This is a genomic window from Microcoleus sp. FACHB-68 (genome assembly GCF_014695715.1).
In the GTDB taxonomy this organism is placed as follows: domain Bacteria; phylum Cyanobacteriota; class Cyanobacteriia; order Cyanobacteriales; family Oscillatoriaceae; genus FACHB-68.
Genome location: NZ_JACJOT010000009.1, coordinates 192,876 through 209,452, shown reverse-complemented (window position 1 = coordinate 209,452; position 16,577 = coordinate 192,876). Strand labels below are relative to the sequence as shown.

General features: G+C 48.9%; 15 protein-coding genes. 6 read left to right on the top strand and 9 right to left on the bottom strand.

Annotated features, from left to right (window positions below; translation table 11 throughout):
• Positions 1 to 75: 75 nt before the first annotated feature.
• Positions 76 to 1,719 carry a Ppx/GppA phosphatase family protein gene (locus tag H6F73_RS16420; protein ID WP_190759826.1) on the top strand — a complete coding sequence of 548 codons (1,644 nt, stop codon included), beginning with the start codon at positions 76 to 78 and terminating at the stop codon, positions 1,717 to 1,719.
• Positions 1,720 to 1,863: 144 nt separating this feature from the next.
• Here the strand turns inward: H6F73_RS16420 and sbcD are convergent, their stop codons facing one another.
• Both sbcD and cysH read right to left on the bottom strand, forming a co-directional pair.
• Positions 1,864 to 3,189, bottom strand: coding sequence for an exonuclease subunit SbcD (sbcD, locus tag H6F73_RS16415; RefSeq protein ID WP_190759825.1), 1,326 nt, complete (start codon positions 3,187 to 3,189; stop codon positions 1,864 to 1,866).
• A gap of 206 nt (positions 3,190 to 3,395) precedes the next feature.
• Positions 3,396 to 4,127, bottom strand: a complete 732-nt coding sequence (cysH, locus tag H6F73_RS16410) for a phosphoadenosine phosphosulfate reductase (RefSeq protein ID WP_190759823.1) — start codon at positions 4,125 to 4,127, stop codon at positions 3,396 to 3,398.
• Between the two features lie 550 nt (positions 4,128 to 4,677).
• Between cysH and H6F73_RS16405 the strand changes: the two genes are divergently transcribed.
• From H6F73_RS16405 to H6F73_RS16395, 3 genes are all read left to right on the top strand, one after another.
• Positions 4,678 to 6,369: a GspE/PulE family protein gene (locus H6F73_RS16405; protein WP_190759822.1), complete on the top strand. Its 1,692-nt coding sequence runs from the start codon at positions 4,678 to 4,680 to the stop codon at positions 6,367 to 6,369.
• A 62-nt stretch (positions 6,370 to 6,431) separates the two neighbouring features.
• Positions 6,432 to 7,139: a pentapeptide repeat-containing protein gene (locus tag H6F73_RS16400; RefSeq protein ID WP_190759820.1), complete on the top strand. Its 708-nt coding sequence runs from the start codon at positions 6,432 to 6,434 to the stop codon at positions 7,137 to 7,139.
• A 445-nt stretch (positions 7,140 to 7,584) separates the two neighbouring features.
• Positions 7,585 to 9,744, top strand: a complete 2,160-nt coding sequence (locus H6F73_RS16395) for an MASE1 domain-containing protein (protein ID WP_190759819.1) — start codon at positions 7,585 to 7,587, stop codon at positions 9,742 to 9,744.
• A 225-nt stretch (positions 9,745 to 9,969) separates the two neighbouring features.
• On the opposite strand, the gene H6F73_RS16390 is transcribed toward H6F73_RS16395, so the two are convergent.
• Complete coding sequence (locus H6F73_RS16390; protein WP_190759813.1) at positions 9,970 to 10,812, bottom strand: DUF6816 family protein; 843 nt, start codon at positions 10,810 to 10,812, stop codon at positions 9,970 to 9,972.
• Positions 10,813 to 10,864: 52 nt separating this feature from the next.
• Here H6F73_RS16390 and H6F73_RS27045 point away from each other — a divergent pair, with 52 nt between their 5' ends.
• Complete coding sequence (locus tag H6F73_RS27045; RefSeq protein WP_277882618.1) at positions 10,865 to 10,993, top strand: hypothetical protein; 129 nt, start codon at positions 10,865 to 10,867, stop codon at positions 10,991 to 10,993.
• Positions 10,994 to 11,038: 45 nt separating this feature from the next.
• Here H6F73_RS27045 and H6F73_RS16385 read toward each other — a convergent pair whose 3' ends face one another.
• From H6F73_RS16385 to ffh, 6 genes are all read right to left on the bottom strand, one after another.
• Complete coding sequence (locus H6F73_RS16385) at positions 11,039 to 11,443, bottom strand: ChuX/HutX family heme-like substrate-binding protein (protein WP_190759811.1); 405 nt, start codon at positions 11,441 to 11,443, stop codon at positions 11,039 to 11,041.
• Between the two features lie 12 nt (positions 11,444 to 11,455).
• Positions 11,456 to 12,409, bottom strand: a complete 954-nt coding sequence (locus tag H6F73_RS16380) for a PhoH family protein (RefSeq protein ID WP_190759809.1) — start codon at positions 12,407 to 12,409, stop codon at positions 11,456 to 11,458.
• Between the two features lie 270 nt (positions 12,410 to 12,679).
• A complete protein-coding gene (gene rpsU / locus H6F73_RS16375) occupies positions 12,680 to 12,853 on the bottom strand; it encodes a 30S ribosomal protein S21 (protein WP_190671472.1) in 174 nt (57 codons plus the stop codon).
• A gap of 109 nt (positions 12,854 to 12,962) precedes the next feature.
• Complete coding sequence (locus tag H6F73_RS16370; protein WP_190759808.1) at positions 12,963 to 13,415, bottom strand: KH domain-containing protein; 453 nt, start codon at positions 13,413 to 13,415, stop codon at positions 12,963 to 12,965.
• Positions 13,390 to 13,638 carry a 30S ribosomal protein S16 gene (rpsP, locus tag H6F73_RS16365; RefSeq protein WP_190671467.1) on the bottom strand — a complete coding sequence of 83 codons (249 nt, stop codon included), beginning with the start codon at positions 13,636 to 13,638 and terminating at the stop codon, positions 13,390 to 13,392. Before rpsP ends, H6F73_RS16370 begins: the two co-directional genes overlap by 26 nt.
• A 242-nt stretch (positions 13,639 to 13,880) precedes the next feature.
• Complete coding sequence (gene ffh, locus H6F73_RS16360; protein WP_190759807.1) at positions 13,881 to 15,359, bottom strand: signal recognition particle protein; 1,479 nt, start codon at positions 15,357 to 15,359, stop codon at positions 13,881 to 13,883.
• Positions 15,360 to 15,871: 512 nt separating this feature from the next.
• On the opposite strand from ffh, the gene H6F73_RS16355 reads away from it, so the two are divergent.
• Entirely contained in the window at positions 15,872 to 16,546 is a 675-nt protein-coding gene (locus H6F73_RS16355; RefSeq protein ID WP_190759806.1) for a hypothetical protein, read from the top strand.
• Positions 16,547 to 16,577: the final 31 nt, after the last annotated feature.

Below are 16,577 nucleotides of genomic sequence, written 5' to 3'. Positions count from 1 at the left end.
CTATCACTTATGACCTCTATAAGATATCTTTATTCTGGAGGTATGGGCTGGGGTTGTAACCCTAGATACATTGGGATGGTCAATACAGTTCCGTTCGCAAAAAATTCTGCTTCTTCAATGGAGCAAGACCGCATTATCGCTGCCATTGATTTAGGAACGAATTCGCTCCACATGGTAATCGTGCGGATTCAACCGGCGCTGCCTGCATTTACCATTATCGCTAGAGAGAAAGAAACAGTGCGCTTGGGCGATCGGTGTTTGGAAACCGGCGATCTCAAACAGCCGGTGATGAAACGGGCGATCGCAGCCCTACGGCGTTTTCAAGAAATCGCCAAAAGCTTGAATGCCGAAACCACCATCGCCGTTGCCACCAGCGCTGTCCGCGAAGCGCCCAATGGCAGAGACTTTCTGGCACAAATCGAAGAACAGTTAGACTTAGCCGTTAGTTTAATCTCTGGGCAAGAAGAAGCCCGGAGAATTTATCTCGGTGTGTTGTCGGGGATGGAATTCAACAACCAACCCCACATCATTATTGACATTGGCGGCGGTTCCACAGAATTAATTTTAGGAGATGGTCACGAACCTCGCTCTCTCAGCAGCACCAAAGTGGGTGCAGTGCGACTCACGGCAGAATTTGTTACCACAGATCCCATCAGCACCCCTGAGTTTCAATACCTACAAGCGTTTGTGCGAGGTACATTAGAGCGCTCAGTAGACGAGTTACGCGCTCAATTGCTGCCTGGGGAGCTACCGCGTTTAGTCGGGACAGCCGGCACCATTGAAACTTTAGCGACAATTAACGCCCGTGAAAAACTGGGGATGGTGCCGAACCCCCTCACCGGCTACCAATTAAGCCTTAAAGACCTTAGAGAGTTGGTTAGTCGCCTGCGGAAGCTTTCCTACTCAGAACGGCTAGCGATTCCAGGGATGTCCGATCGCCGGTCAGAAATCATCCTTGCCGGTGCCCTAATTTTACAAGAAGCCATGACACTGTTAGGCATGGAATCCCTAACAATTTGCGAACGTTCCCTGCGCGAAGGTGTCATCGTAGATTGGATGCTCACTCACGGCTTAATCGAAGATCGGCTGCGCTATCAAAGCTCAGTACGCGAACGCAGCACCTTTAAAATCGCCCAAAAATACCAAGTCAACTTAGAAGCCAGTGAACGAGTCGCAACATTTGCCCTGAGTTTATTTGACCAAACCCAAGGGATTCTTCACAACTGGGGTGTAGAAGAACGCGAACTGCTTTGGGCTGCCGGCATCTTACACAACTGCGGACTTCATATCAGCCATTCATCTCACCACAAACACTCCTATTACCTAATTCGCAACAGTGAACTTCTCGGCTATACAGAAACCGAGATAGAAGTGATTGCCAATTTAGCGCGTTACCACCGCAAAAGCGCTCCCAAGAAAAAGCATGATAATTACCGCAATTTGCCCACCAAAAGATACCGGCAGATGGTGAGCCAACTGAGTGCATTATTGCGCTTAGCAGTCGCACTAGATCGTCGGCAAATTGGTGCAGTCGAACGCGTCAATTGCGAATACAGTCAAGAATTTCAGGAACTACATTTGTGGTTGCAGCCGGCAAATCCAGACGATGAGTGTATTTTAGAACGCTGGAGTTTGGATTACAAAAAAGACGTTTTTGAAGCAGAATACGGCGTTAAATTAGTCGCCACCTTACTGTCAGTGCCGGTTATTGCTAATTAGCCGGTTATTACTTTTTCGCCTTAACAAGAGCACTTGTAAACACACAGACGTGCCGGCAAGCGACATGATCATCTGCATTCATCTGCGTGCATCTGCGTGCATCTGCGGTTAAAAAAACAAAAACCTCAACCCCACCGGCACCAATTAAAGCAAGCGCAGTTGACGATCACCGTCCTGCGTCGGCAACTTCTCATTACTCGCTGAAACCTCCGATCCTCCCACTTCAACCTCAGCCGGTTCTAACCATATCTCCTCTCCCGCCAGCAAATTTTGCGCCGCTTCTAACAACTCAGCCTTAATATCCCTCAAATCATCCCGGCTGCCTAAATAAGCACTCAGCGCTTCCAGGGGATCAATACTCGCACTCGAACCCAACTCCGGCAAACGAGGCCGAGCCAACTGACTCACCAACTCCGGTTGAATCGTATAGTTATGTGCTTCGACAAGTGCGCCATGCAACATCGTATTATCAATGCGATCAAGCTGTTCGGATCGGACTTGATAAATTAACCTTACCACCGCATCTTTAATGTCTTTTTTCGCGATCGCACTGAGCAACGTTGCCTGGGGATCAGCTGACTCAGACACATCAACCCGAATCGTTTGAAACTTCCGCACCGGCAGCGCACAAAACTCCCATTTTGTCTTGCCGCGCTCAACCTCCACCATCACATAGCCTTTATCTTCCTTTTCCTCACTAAAATCCACCCGTTCAATGCTGCCGGGATAAACCACCGGCGGCTCATTAGACGGGTTAAGATTCTGGTGCAAATGGATATGTCCCAAAGCCACATAATCAAAGCAAGGACGAATCAGCATCGACATCGGAATCGTGAAACCCTTGCCCACAGCCAGAAACCGCTCTGCGCCGTATTCCGCCTTATCTGCCATCAAGTGCGCCAGCAGAACCGTCGGCACCTCTGGATCGAGCTGCCGGATGTCTCCCTCTAGAACCACGCGCAGTTTATCAATTAGCAAATGGTTAACATCTGAGAGTGCTAGTCCTTCTGTTTCCGCGCGTGTCATTAACGTTGAGCGCGTCAACCAAGGCAGCGTCATCACTTGCACCGGCCCACTTTTTGTCTCGATCCGGTGCGTTTCCAAGCGATCGCCCACAATAAACCCAGGTACTCCTAATGTGCGGTAAATGCACAGACTCGCGCCGCCTTGCCCTTGGGAATGCTGATCGTGATTGCCAACTAATAATACCGTAGGGATTTGGGCATCAACGAGCCGGCGAAATTGGCTGGCAAACGCTTCCTGCACAAAGGGAGGGGGCGTGGCATCCGGAAAGGCATCCCCGCCAAACAACACCAAATCCACCGGCTCTGTCAGCGCTCGATCAATACATCGGGATAAAGTATTGACAAAATCTTCTAATCGTGTATTTAATCCCGTCGCTGGATTGATCCGTCCGTGGGAGAAACCACTCCCCATGTGAATATCTGATAAATGCAGAACTTTAATCATTATCTCACTTACAGGAGGCCAGGAACTTTTTGATAGATTTTGCTAATTTTGCAACTAAAATTTACACTTGCTAAGTAGACTTCATCCCCTTTTTCATAAGTTTGACACACCCAGCTTCCCGACTCGTGGTTAGGAACAGAATTAGAGAAAAAAAAACCGTCCAGCGTAACAGTAAGGACGGGGTTTTTGTTATTATGACTGCCGGCTTAAATGTGAATTCCACACTCAGTTTTAGCTGTGCCACGCCACCGACCGGCACGTTCATCTTCGCCCTTTGCGATTGGCGTTGTCAGCGGTTCATCGCCAATACTGCCATAACCTCGGTCATGCAGAACATTGTAGGGAACGTTATTTTCCATCACATAAGCCCAAGTCTGGTTGCGTGTCCAGTTGGCTAAAGGATTCACTTTAATCCGATGCTTGATATCGCGTTCAAACACCGGCATCACAGCGCGAGTGCTTGCTTGATCTCGCCGCCTGCCGGTCAGCCAAGCGACGGTGTTCAGTTCGGTCAAACCTCTTTGCAACGGTTCAACTTTAGTGATGTAGTGAAATTTCTGAACGTCTTTTTCCCACAGCGCCTCGCCATACTCCTCGGCAAACGCTTCGCGAGAATCTACGCCCTCAATTTTATAGACTCTCAGATCCAAGTTGTAGAGGTTCTTGGAGTTTTCAACGAGTTCTAAAGTTTCGCGGAAATGATGCAGCGTATCGAGAAACAGCACCGGCACGGGCGGCTCTGGTTTGAGTTCGCGGTATAGAATATCCATCGTCACCATACCACTGACTCCAAACGCACTGGTCTGTACCAGTCCTGTCGGAATATTTCTGATACACCAGGCCAGAATCTCTCTTGGATGGGCTGTGTCAAATCTCTGGTTGAGTTCATCCAGGTCAAGAGAGGAAGTTTGAATTTGAACTTCTTCGGAGCAGACCATGCTTGCTTTTAACTCTCAACTGCTAACATTTTTTACAGTTTTTATTGTAGCCGATAAAGACACATAACCTGATCGGGTATCCGTATTTTAACCGCAACACCCGAAATTGCCTCAAATTATCTACAGTGAAAGGATCTGATTCTTATAATTTTTTGCAAAAACCTCGCATGGTATTTTTAACCGGCAGTGTTTCCATATTTGGATCTACAGGGTTTAAATTTCAGGCATTTAATGAAAATTAGTAGAAATCCGCTACTAAAGGTAGGGGCATGGGGCATGGGGCATGGGGCATTAGGCAAGGCTGCGCCAACCTAAAGGTATGGGCGTGGGGCAAGGGGCATGGGGCAACCTAACTTAAAAGGGAGTATAGCCTGCTTAAAGCAGAATTTGACCAAAGAAGTGAGCAAAAATGCCGGCATTTAAAGATAATGCCATCGCATAGGGATTGCCGGCAGCAAATTGACCTTCCAATCTGCCGTTAAATCAACAGCCCGTAAGCTTTCTGTTATCCTGACGATCAGCACTACCGCAGCCGATGCCGGCAACCCCTATGCAAACTTCTCCAGCTATCCAATCTGCTTGGCAACAGCTTAGAAATCAGGTGATCACTTGCGAACAAGCACTTCGGTTGCTGGTCGATCAAAATGGTCTACTCAACCTGAGACTGCTTGATCGAGAAGTTAGTTATCGCTTTTTTCGAGAATTTCCTGACAGAAAACAGTTGCCGCCGGTGATCCCCTTGCTGCTGTGGCGCAACTGCTACTATTTGGGCAGTCCGGTTGAAATCTCTAATGAAGAGATGGACTACCTCAGCGAGCGCACCTTCAGCAATATCAAAATCATACAGATTGACGACAAAAGTTATCGCTCTTGGTATCACACACAAAAGCTCGATCCCAACCGCATTAGTTCCGCCCCTTTAGTCAATCCCCTCACCGGCGAAGAAGAGAGAGAAGATCTCAGCGAAACCACCGAAATTTATCTCTCCAAAGCAGTTAACCAAATTGGGCGAATTAGAACCTTAATTTCTGGGGCATTACGCAACCGCGCTAGTGATATTCATTTGGAACCGATGCAAGAAGGCTTAAAGGTACGCTATCGCATTGATGGTGTGCTGCGGGATATTACGACTTTGCCGCGCGAAATTAGCCGGCAAATGGTTGTGGCCATCAAAGTTATGTCCAATATGGATATTGCGGAAAGCCGGCGGCCTCAAGATGGGCGGATCGGAGAAAATTATGCTGCCGGTCAAGATGAAGTGGGTTTAGATATGCGAGTGAGTACCCTGCCTTGTGTGGGTGGGGAAAAAGCCGTGATTCGGTTATTACCCCAACAGAACCCGTTTTCCAATATGGAAGACTTAGGCTTTTCTCAAAAGAACCTGGCGACGTTTAAAAATTGGTTAAGCCAGCCCCAAGGCATGATCATCCTCACCGGCCCGACCGGCTCTGGCAAAACAAGCACACTTTACACGAGTTTGCAATCAGTTGCTAAAGAATATGTGAATGTCGTCACGGTCGAAGACCCGGTAGAATACGTCTTGCCCCGGATTACCCAAACCCAAGTCAACGAACGAGCCGGTATGACCTTTGCCGCGGGCTTGCGGGCAATTTTGCGTCAAGATCCAGACATCATCATGGTCGGGGAAATTCGTGACCAAGAAACCGCAGAAACAGCCGTTCGGGCAGCCCTTACCGGCCACTTAGTCTTTACCACCTTGCACACTAACGATGCGGTTGGTGCGATTCCCCGCTTGAAAGATATTGGCCCTGATCCCGGCCTAATTAGCGATGCTCTCTTAGGAATCGTCGCGCAGCGCTTGGTGCGTCGCGTTTGTCCCCACTGTACTGAAGCTTATACCCCCAGCGATCAAGATTTGCAAGTGCTGGGATTGGAACGAGATCAGGCAAAACCAGATAGCTGGCGGAAGGGGCGGGGGTGTGCCAATTGTTTTAGTTCTGGCTATTTGGGGCGCGAAGCAATTGTAGAAATTTTGGATATTGATGAGATGGTGCAACAGCTAATCTATGAAGGAACAATGACGCAACTGCACCGTTACCTCAATCAATGTGGCTTTGCATCCTTTCGACTGGCTGCTATAGACAAAGTGACAACCGGCATTACAACAGTAGAAGAAGTGTTGCGAGTCCTCCACCGTAGCGCCTTGCGACGTAAAGGGGGAACCGTTGTAGCCGCCGGCAGCGAAACACCCGCCGGCATCGAGCCTGGGGGAGCAAGTTAAATGTTATTGACTTTAATGGCAGGCTCTTGCAAAGCTTGGTTGGTATAGAATACAGACAATTCATGAAAAGTGAAGAACTTCTAAAACGATATGTCGGCGGGGAAAGGAATTTCTGCGGTGTAGACCTCAGTGGAAGCGATCTGAGAGTCACCAATTTAACCGGCATAAATCTCGCTGGGGCAAAACTCAACCAAGCTTTCTTAGTGGGGACAAATTTAGCCGGCGCAAACCTTTTTGGTGCGGAGTTAATGGGCACAAATTTAGCGAGTGCCTGTCTGATCGGGGCCAAATTCACTCAGGCAAAATTCAGTGAAACAAATTTAATCGGCGCAGATTTAACCGGCGCTGACTTGGGTGGGTTATCACTGACACAAATGCAAATTATTGGTTCACGACTATTCAGCGCTAATCTTGCCGGTGCAAATTTGAAATTCGTCAACTTCACCGGCTCAGATTTAACGAAAGCCAACCTTGCCGGCGCAGATTTAACAGAAGCGAATCTAACCGGCACCCATCTTACCTTCACCAAACTCACCTCAGCGATCTTGCAAAAAGCCAACTTGACGGGAGCGAATTTAACAGGTGCAGACTTAAGCGAGGCGAATTTAACAGGTGCAGACTTAACTCGCACACACTTAAGCGGCACAAAATTAGTCAAAGCGATCCTGTGGGATGCCAATCTAACAGATGCCATCCTCGACAACACAAATCTAGCCGGTGCCGCAATGAATGGCGCGACGATGCCCGATGGCACAATTAACCCAGGATAGTCTTTTATTCTTGCTCCTAAACAAAGGAGTGAACAGAAGTAATCACCCTGAAGCAATCGTCAAGCATATCGGCGATAATATTTTGGATGCTCTATCCCTACAGAGGAGAGTTTTCCAGTGAGGGTGCATATTCAAGGGTTCGGCACAGGTAAATCGAGGGGCTAAAAGCTCGGTCATTCATAAACACATAGGGTTGGCGCAGCCTTGCCCCATCTCAGGGGCGTGGTGCAGCGCCATATTCTCGCCTGTAGCCCTCTGTTCAGAAGTAATGTTTAAATTTGCTGGACTCTCTATTTGCAGCCTACACCTAAAAATTAATCCAAATTTAGCGGCCCTATCCAAAGCAATTTTTATAGAGGTATTAATAAGATTGGGAAATAACGGGTGCATTCTGGCGCGAAAAAAAAAGGTTCCTCGCTCAAATTATAGGGAACTGTAAATAGATATGACCTGGCTCCAGACCCGGCAGTGGCGGTATTTGATCTCGGTGGGTGTCCTCACTGCGGTCTACTTTGGCGCGGCAGTTGTTGCAACTAAAATTCCGGGAATGAATGTGTTGGCGTCGCCCGTGGGATTGCCTGCCGGTATTGCCCTGGCAGCCCTTCTCGTCCACGGACAACAGTTCTGGCCTGGGGTTGGGTTGGGTGCTTTTTTCTTCGCACTCTCATGCCACGCCTCATGGGTTGTGGCTTTAGGCATCAGTGTCAGCAGTACCTTGCAAGCGTTAGCCGGGTTAAAACTGCTTAACCGCATGGGGTTTCGCGCTTCATTTGAACGCCCGCGAGATGTGGTTTCCCTCTTCTTGGGCGCAATGGTATCGATGCTGATCAATGCTAGCCTTGATACCTTGACCTTGTGCTTAGCCGGCATCCAACCCTGGGCGGAGTTTAATTCACTGTGGTGGAGTGTGTGGGTAGGGGGCGTCATGGGTGTCGCAATTTTGACGCCCCTATTACTCAAATGGCGTGAGTGGCCCGACCCTAAACGTTTTGGTTACCTCATTGAAGTTAGTAGCTGGATCTGCCTGCTGTTGAGCATCGGCTGGGTTGTCTTCTGTTCGAGAACGCGGGTGTATATTGCCAGCTATCCCCTTGAGTATCTGCCGTTTCCATTTATGGTTTGGGGGGCTTTGCGATTTGGCCAGGGGGGAACGGTTCTCGCTAACTTGATTTTTTCTGGTTTTGCCCTGTGGGGTGTTGCCAGGGAAAGCGGCCCTTTCCTCAAGCATACGAGCAATAACGGCGAGGCGATTCTGACTTTACAAGCCTTTACAGCGGTACTTGCTCTCACTTCTTTGGTTTTGGCTGCTGCCATTGCCGGACGCCAGCGTGCGGAGGTATCGCTGCGGGAAAATCAAGCGAGTTTGGCCAATGCTCAGCGGATCGCTCAAGTGGGAAACTGGGACTTAGACTTGATGAAACAGCATTTATCTTGGTCAGATGAAGTTTATCGCCTGGTCGGATTTTCTCCCGGTACGATTCGCCCTGCACACGAGACTTTTTTGCAATTAGTTCATCCTGATGACCGAGAACTGGTCAGTGAGTCTTTCAGTCAGGCATTGAACGAACGAACACCTTATAGTATTGACTACCGAATTGTTCGACCCGATGGCACTCAACGCACGGTTCACGAGCAAGTGGAAATTATTCTAAACCAGGCAGGAGAGGCAGTTCGTCTCACCGGCACAGTTCAGGACATTACAGAACGCCAGCGGGCCGAAGAATTCCGTTTGGCGAAAGAAGCTGCTGAAGAAGCCAACCGTGCGAAAAGTGCGTTTTTGGCGAATATGAGTCATGAGTTGCGAACGCCGCTGAATGCGATTATTGGTTACAGTGAGATGCTGCAAGAGGAAGCCGAAGATGCCGGTGAGGATGCATTTGTTGAAGATCTATTGAAAATTAATTCCGCCGGCAAACAATTGCTTTCTTTGATCAGCGATATTCTTGATTTATCTAAGATTGAAGCCGGTCGCATGACGCTTCATTTGGAAACTTTTGAAATATCGACGCTGATCTGGGAAGTTGTTACAACCATTCAGCCGTTGGTAGACAAAAATGCCAATACGCTTACGATTCATTGTCCTGATGATATTGGCTCAATGCAGCTTGATTTGAGTAAGGTTCGGCAAGCGCTGCTGAATATTCTGAGTAATGCGGCTAAGTTTACTAAGCAGGGGAAAATTACGCTGACAGTAGATACAGCAGCGGAACTGAACTACAAAGCCGGTGAACGCGATAATGGAAGGGTAGGAGAGAATCTGCAATCTTTTGCTCCCTCACTTTCTCACAACCTCGCCGGTTCAAATTCTTCCTCACCTTGGATCATTTTCTCTGTCACCGATACCGGCATTGGGATGACTCCGCAGCAAAGTGCTCAGGTGTTCCAGCCTTTTACCCAAGCGGATAACTCGACAACTCGCAATTATGGCGGCACAGGACTGGGACTAACGATCACCCAGAAGTTTTGCCAAATGATGGGGGGAGATATTACAGTTAGTAGTGAGTTAGGTCATGGATCGACGTTTACAATTTGGCTGCCGGTGAAGCTAAGTGAATCGCAAATAGAATCCAATTCTCAGCCTTCACGGTCAAACTCAAATGTTTGATAATTTTATGCTATCGGATGCCAATGCAGTCACCTTTTTTTTGATAGTTCTATTTTTTAAATAAAGCGGTTTTTGCAAATGCGAATATTTTTGATAAAAGCTACAGATGATAGCGTAGTGTGCCGGCAGCTCTACACAGATAAATACAGATAGTTTTGAGGACTTTTCGTTTTTTACCTTAAATAAAGGGTGCCTCTGTTCTGACTTCCAACTGAAACTCAGCACTCACTCAGATGCCGGCAATAGTTCCAAATCATAGCGATAAAGCGCTACAGGCCGTCCGTTGGCTGCAAAGTAGTCTGGATCTTGCGGTGATAGATAAATAGCGCTGACCTGCTGTGCTTGAATCACCGGCATCTCTGAGGGCTGTCGCTGATAGAATGTTGTGGTCTCCACTTCGTTAAAATAAAGCGTTGTTCCCCCTCGAAACACTTGTTGACTGACTTCGGTAGCTACAAATTTATCAGGTGCCGGTGTCTCACTTCCTCGACCTGTGACAACTGAAACAAGCTGACTTCCGCCTCGCAATTGGGTAATCTGCCGGCTGGGAGAATCAGGATCGACTTTGACACTAGAGACAGCGCTCTCACCTAAATAAGCTCGTGCAATACTTAAGCCATTGAAGGCTCTATCTGCAACCACGGGGCCGGTTTTGATAGATTTCCCTTTCGTTGTAGCGGGTTGAAGGGTTAAATTTTTATTGACAAAAGTATTAAATAATGGCGTGAAAAGAGTTGCATTAAGGGTGCGGCGCTTCAGGGAGATTTCCCCCACAAACCGCACAGGAAATGTCACAGGCTGATTGAGATACTGACGATTTCCCTCAAATCCAGGCGTGACAAGAGCCGGTGCCAAAGGTGCCACGGTATCCACCAGCGTACTGGTAACGCGCCAAGTTCCTGCCATCCAACCTGGATAGATTAAATCCCCTTGAGCAGCCCTCACCGGCGGCTTATTCTGCCAGTCAGGAAATTGCGCCATCCGCTCAGCCAGCGGCCCAGCCGTCGCGCCGGCAGCCCCCCAGAACGACAAAAGCAAAATTAAGCACAAATTCCAAATAATTCTCATAACTTAGAGCTTAAAGACTTCCCTCAAAACTCCTGGGCATGGGGCATGGGGCATGGGGCATGGGGCAAGGCTTCGCCAACCTAAAGGTATGGGCATGGGGCATTGGGCAAGGCTTCGCCAACCTAAAGGTATGGGCATGGGGCATGGGGCATTGGGCATGGGGCATTGGGCATTTCTCTGACTCTCCCCCTCTCCCACTCAGCACTCAGCACTCAGCACTCCTCGCTCAAACCTCCAAAGGTGCAGGTTCCCAAATTTCGCCGTATTGCTCTCGCATTTGATGCCATGCTTCCACCTGTCCTGGTGCGTATTCTCCAGGCTTGCCCCACTGGAGAAATAAGCTTAAAGCCGGCTCTTGTTTTTCATCGAGAAAGCGAATGGCATAGGTGGTGAAATTGCCTCGTTTCGCTTCGCCGGTTTCAAATTTCACCTGTGTGATTTTGTCCATATTTAGGTGAAACTCGAAGCCTTCTGTGTGCATATTCGCATACCGGCCTTTGGGCAACTCGGCGTAGAACAATTTCTCAACAGTTCCACGGGCTTCTAAAACGGCTGCACTGCTAGTAACAATCAGGCGTAATATGCCGAGGGTGTGGCAAGATTCTAGAAAGTCTTTCAGGGTGCTATTCATTCGATTGACTGGCTAATTTTCATACTTTTCATAAGCGGCGACAATGCGCTGCACTAGAGCATGGCGCACAACATCGGCTTGGGTGAGGTTGCAGAAAGCAATGCCCTCAACGTGTTGCAGGATTTTTTGAGAGGCTGCCAATCCTGAGGCTTGGTTCGTCGGCAAATCGGTTTGGGTGATGTCGCCGGTGACAACCATGCGGGAACGGAACCCTAAACGGGTTAATACCATTTTCATCTGAGACGGTGTTGTATTTTGGGCTTCATCCAAAATTACAAAGGCGTGGTTCAGGGTACGGCCCCGCATATATGCTAAGGGAGCGATTTCTATCACCCCCCGTTCCATCAAATTGGTAATTTTTTCAGGTTCGATAAATTCGTAGAGGGCATCGTAGAGAGGGCGCAGATAGGGATCGACTTTTTGCAGCAAATCCCCTGGTAAAAAGCCCAGCTTTTCACCGGCTTCTACGGCGGGGCGAGTTAAAATCAGCCGTTCATACTGATTTGCCAGCAATGCTTGGACGGCAAGAACGGCGGCGAGATAGGTTTTGCCGGTGCCGGCAGGGCCGATGCAAAAGGTCAGATCGTGATTGCGTACCGCTTGAATATACTGCCGCTGCCGAAAGGTTTTGGCTCGAATTTCTTCTCCGCGACGAGTTTTTGCCAAAACATCGTGCCGCAAATCTTGCAACTCGTCAGTTTGATGAGTGTCTAAAGCATGACGGGCTGTGAGAATATCGACTTGAGAAATGCTTTTACCGTGTTTCCAAAAATCTTCTAAGGAACGCACTAGCCGGCGACACAAATCGATTTGATTTTCTGTTCCAGAAATCAATAAATCTTGCCCGCGCAGCACGAGTTGTGCGCCGGTTTGCCGTGCCAGTGTTTTTAAATTTTCTTCTTGATAGCCGGCTAGCGCAAGGGCACTGCTAACATTCGGCAGTTCTATTTTAAATGCTTCTATCATGCCTGAATTCTTCCTCTTGATTGTGCCAAATATTCCCTCCTCAGATGCTTGAGTGCTACGTTGCGTACTGTCAATTTTTCCTTAACAAATCAGATATTTTCAAATTCCCTGATTTTCCTGAGTTGCCGGCTAAAAAAAATAATTCTAGCTCGTAAATTTGCAAAAAGACGCCTGAATGATGGCGAGTCTTCTTGCCCTTCAGGCGTCTTTTTAGCCGGCAACCCCACCGATTTGTGAAGTGTTGGGGTGCCCGGTTTACGAGCGACGATCTTATTGACGGTACTTGCGGGTAGCTTCCGCTTTGCGCTTACGACGCAGGCTGGGTTTTTCATAACGTTCGTGACGTTTAACCTCAAACAAAATCCCAGCCTTCTGAATTTTCTTTTTAAAGCGCCTTAAAGCCGACTCAATCGACTCATTTTCTGCCAAACGGACTTCTGCCAATCTCTCTGTCCACCTCCTTACATTTTTCCTGCCGTTAGCGATTTAATTTACTAGCTATAAAACTTTCCCGCTCAATTTTATGAGCGGGTTTTTTCTTCGCTCAATTGACTCATTCGGGAGAGCGTGGTTGAGAAGACGGTCTGGGTAAACCAGACTGGCGAGATTGAGGTCTGGGGATTCTCGGATTCGCTTCGCGAGTGGGCGTCGGATTCGCTTCGCGAGTGGGCGGCGGCGTATCCGTTCTTGAATTCCCCGCCCCGTAAATATCCAGGTGAATGGACTGGCCGGCAGCTTGAGCCGTCGCTTCCAACACCATGCGTATTGCCTCTATATTGCGTCTGCCCCGACCGAATACACGTCCTTTATCCTCGCCCTCAATAGCCAGACGTACCCAAATCCGGGGTCTGCTGGGGGAGATTTCGCAATCCACTTTCAAGGCGTCTGACGCGTCTAAAAAAGGCTGGACTAAAAAACGTACCAGTTCATCGTATTGTGGAGCGGCTGAGGGGGAGCCGCTTTGTGATATCGCTTGTGGGTTAACCACTGACTTGCTCAAAGACATTGGCTTTTTTCAGAAGGGCACGCACTGTCTCTGTGGGTTGCGCTCCTTGTTGCAGACGCTTGACAATCGCCGGCACGTCAAGCCTGACTTCATCGGTTCTGGGATTGAAGAAGCCCAGTTCTTCTAAGGGACGGCCATCGCGGCGATCGCTGCTTTTCATCGCTACGATCCGGTAGCTCACTTCCCTTTTTTTGCCATACCGCTTTAAGCGCAATTTGATCATGTTTGATACCCTATGCTCCGTTTAAGATTTTAAGCTATCAGCTATCAGCTACCAGCTTCTAAATTTCATTTGCCTGAGAGTTCCCCATTATACCACTTAGTTGAGTGCTCAGTGCTGAGTGCTGAGTGCTGAGTGGGGGGGAGAGTAAGAAAGTGGGGGAGTGGGGGAGAGTAAGAAAGTGGGGGAGATTTTGGTGGATTCCCCCAAGGTGTTGCCGCGCGGTAAGCGGCTGTTGCTGATGGCTACAGTTGGCCGAAACCTTTCTTCTTTTTTTCCTTTTTCTTTTTCTTGTTAGCGGCTGGATTTCCACCCGGATATCCTCGCCAACCGGGCTGGGGTGCATTGTTGCCACCCCAAGGGCCACCGCCCATGCCGCCCATGCCGCCCATGCCACCCATTCCCGGCATTCCCATCCCTGGAAACTGGCCTTGGCCCATTTGCTGCATCATTGCTCGCATTTTGGTGAAGTTGGTCACCAAATCGGTGACTTCCTTTTCTCCATAACCCGAACCCTTGGCAATCCGTCGCCTGCGGCTGGGTGAACTGGCTAATACATCGGGGTTGCGGCGTTCTTCAATCGTCATGGAATTGATCATCGCCTCTGCCTGTTTCAGCTGGGATTCGCCTTTTCGCAAATCCTCGTCTGAAACTTTATTCATCCCCGGAATTAGCTTGAGCAAACCGCCGAGAGAACCCATGTTCTTCATCAGCCGCATTTGCTTGAGAAAGTCGGTAAAGTCGAACTTTGCCGTGAGGATTTTCTCTTGCATCTTCTCGGCATCTGCAATATCGACTTCCTCAGCGGCTTTCTCGACTAAGGTGAGAACGTCTCCCATCCCCAAAATCCGAGACGCCATCCGATCTGGGTAAAACGGTTGCAGTGCTTCGACTTTTTCGCCGACGCCGACAAATTTAATCGGTGCGCCGGAAATTTGCCGCACAGAAAGGGCTGCACCACCTCTGCTATCCCCATCTAGCTTGGTGAGAATTGCGCCGGTGATGCCAATTTGGTTGTGGAAGGTGCGCGTCAGGTTGGCGGCTTCTTGGCCGGTCATGGCGTCCACGACGAGCAAGGTTTCGTGGGGCTTGACAGTTTCCTTGATTCGTGCTAGCTCTGCCATCATGTCTTGGTCGATTTGCAGACGACCGGCAGTATCGATAATCACCGTATCGACGTTCTCTGCGATCGCTCTCTCGACCCCTTGACGGGCAATTTCCACCGGATCGGTGCCGGTGCCCATTTCAAACACCGGCACGCCAATTTGCTTACCCAGTGTCACCAACTGGTCAACAGCAGCAGGCCGGTAAATATCTGTCGCCACCAGCATCGCCGTGCGATTGGTTTTCCGCAGGTGTAACGCCAGCTTGGCAGATGCCGTCGTTTTACCTGTCCCTTGCAAACCGGCCATCAGTACGATTGTCGGCTTCGTGTCAGCAGTGGCGAGGGGAACATTCGTTTCCCCCATCACCTGCACGAGTTCGTCGTGGACAATTTTAATGAACTGCTGAGCCGGCCTCACGCCGGTAATCACCTCAGCACCTTGGGCTTTGGTTTCTACCTCAGCAATAAAATCTTTAACCACCTGGAGGTTAACATCGGCTTCCAGAAGCGCTCTGCGAACATCCCGCAAAGCCTCTTGGATATTGGATTCCGAGATTTTGTCCTGACCTCGCAGTTTTTTCCAGGCAGCTTCTAAGCGGTCGGCAAGTGCGTCGAACATGGAAGGATCGTTTCTAGATAATTTTCTTTAAGACTTATAGATTAGGATAACCCTTTATGGGATTTGAGCCGTGGGAAGGGCGGGATTAAGTCCTGAGTGCTGAGTGCTGAGTCCTGAGTCCTGAAGGGCAGTTTTTAATAGCCCAATGCCCATACCTTTAGGTTGGCGCAGCCTTGCCCAATGCCCATACCTTTAGGTTGGCGCAGCCTTGCCCATACCTTTAGGTTGGCGCAGCCTTGACCCATGCCCCATTCCCTTCGTCTAAATTTAACTAATTAAAGCGGAATTTTTGACAATTTTCTCACAGCATCTATGACATCTAGGAGCAAACTGAGCCGGCTTTCCTCGCCAATCGCCCAATTAGCTCAATGCCAGCCTGAGATCAAGCGAAGCTCAAGGCGTGAGGCGAAACAAGGAAGCAAACTCAGTTATCCAGATAAGGCAAAAAGCTCGAACGCTATGGCAATGATGCGTTTTGCCGGCTAGCTGGGATTGAAGTGCCGCCGGCAGACATGAGTAATGGAATAGGTGCCGGCAAGAAAATCCGACTCCTGGATCTGTTCCAAGATATTAGTGAAGCGGCTGCTGAAGAACTATATCGGCGTCATGTTTTGCATTTAGTTCTCAGAGATTTGTATAACATTGATTTACGGAAATTGCACTTGCTTGATGAGCCGCAGGTGGCCACACTCCACAGTCCTTCTGCTCAGGAACCGCGCTTTATCGAATTTTGGCTAACCTCAGATCGCTTAAAAGTGAGCCGGCGCAATTCCAATATCAATGAATTTGCCGATTTAAAGCTACACAAGCTGCGACAAGAAGGCAAACTCAAATTAACAGATGCGCTCGATTTAGTTGCTAGCGAGTTGCCGGTTTTAGAGCAACGACTGCGTTTAGATAATTACCAAGTTGAAGGATTGTTGCTGCTTGAGGAATTTGATGTCACTGCTCAGGAAACCATGCGCCGGCTGACTCAGTTGCTGATCGAGCGAGATTCAATTTTGCGACCTAATAAGTTTAAACAAATTAACCGGCGCATGAAATCTCTACCGGCATCGTGGAGCAATTGCAAGGCGTCAGTTGTCTTAAATTTGCCCGTGTTCGGGTGTTGCCGGCAACTGAAGCGCAGCCTGAACCCGATGTTAAGCACTCATCTGCCACCGTCGTGCTTTAAACAGTTTCCCTGATAAGTTGGCCGATTCTCAATAGCATTGAGCA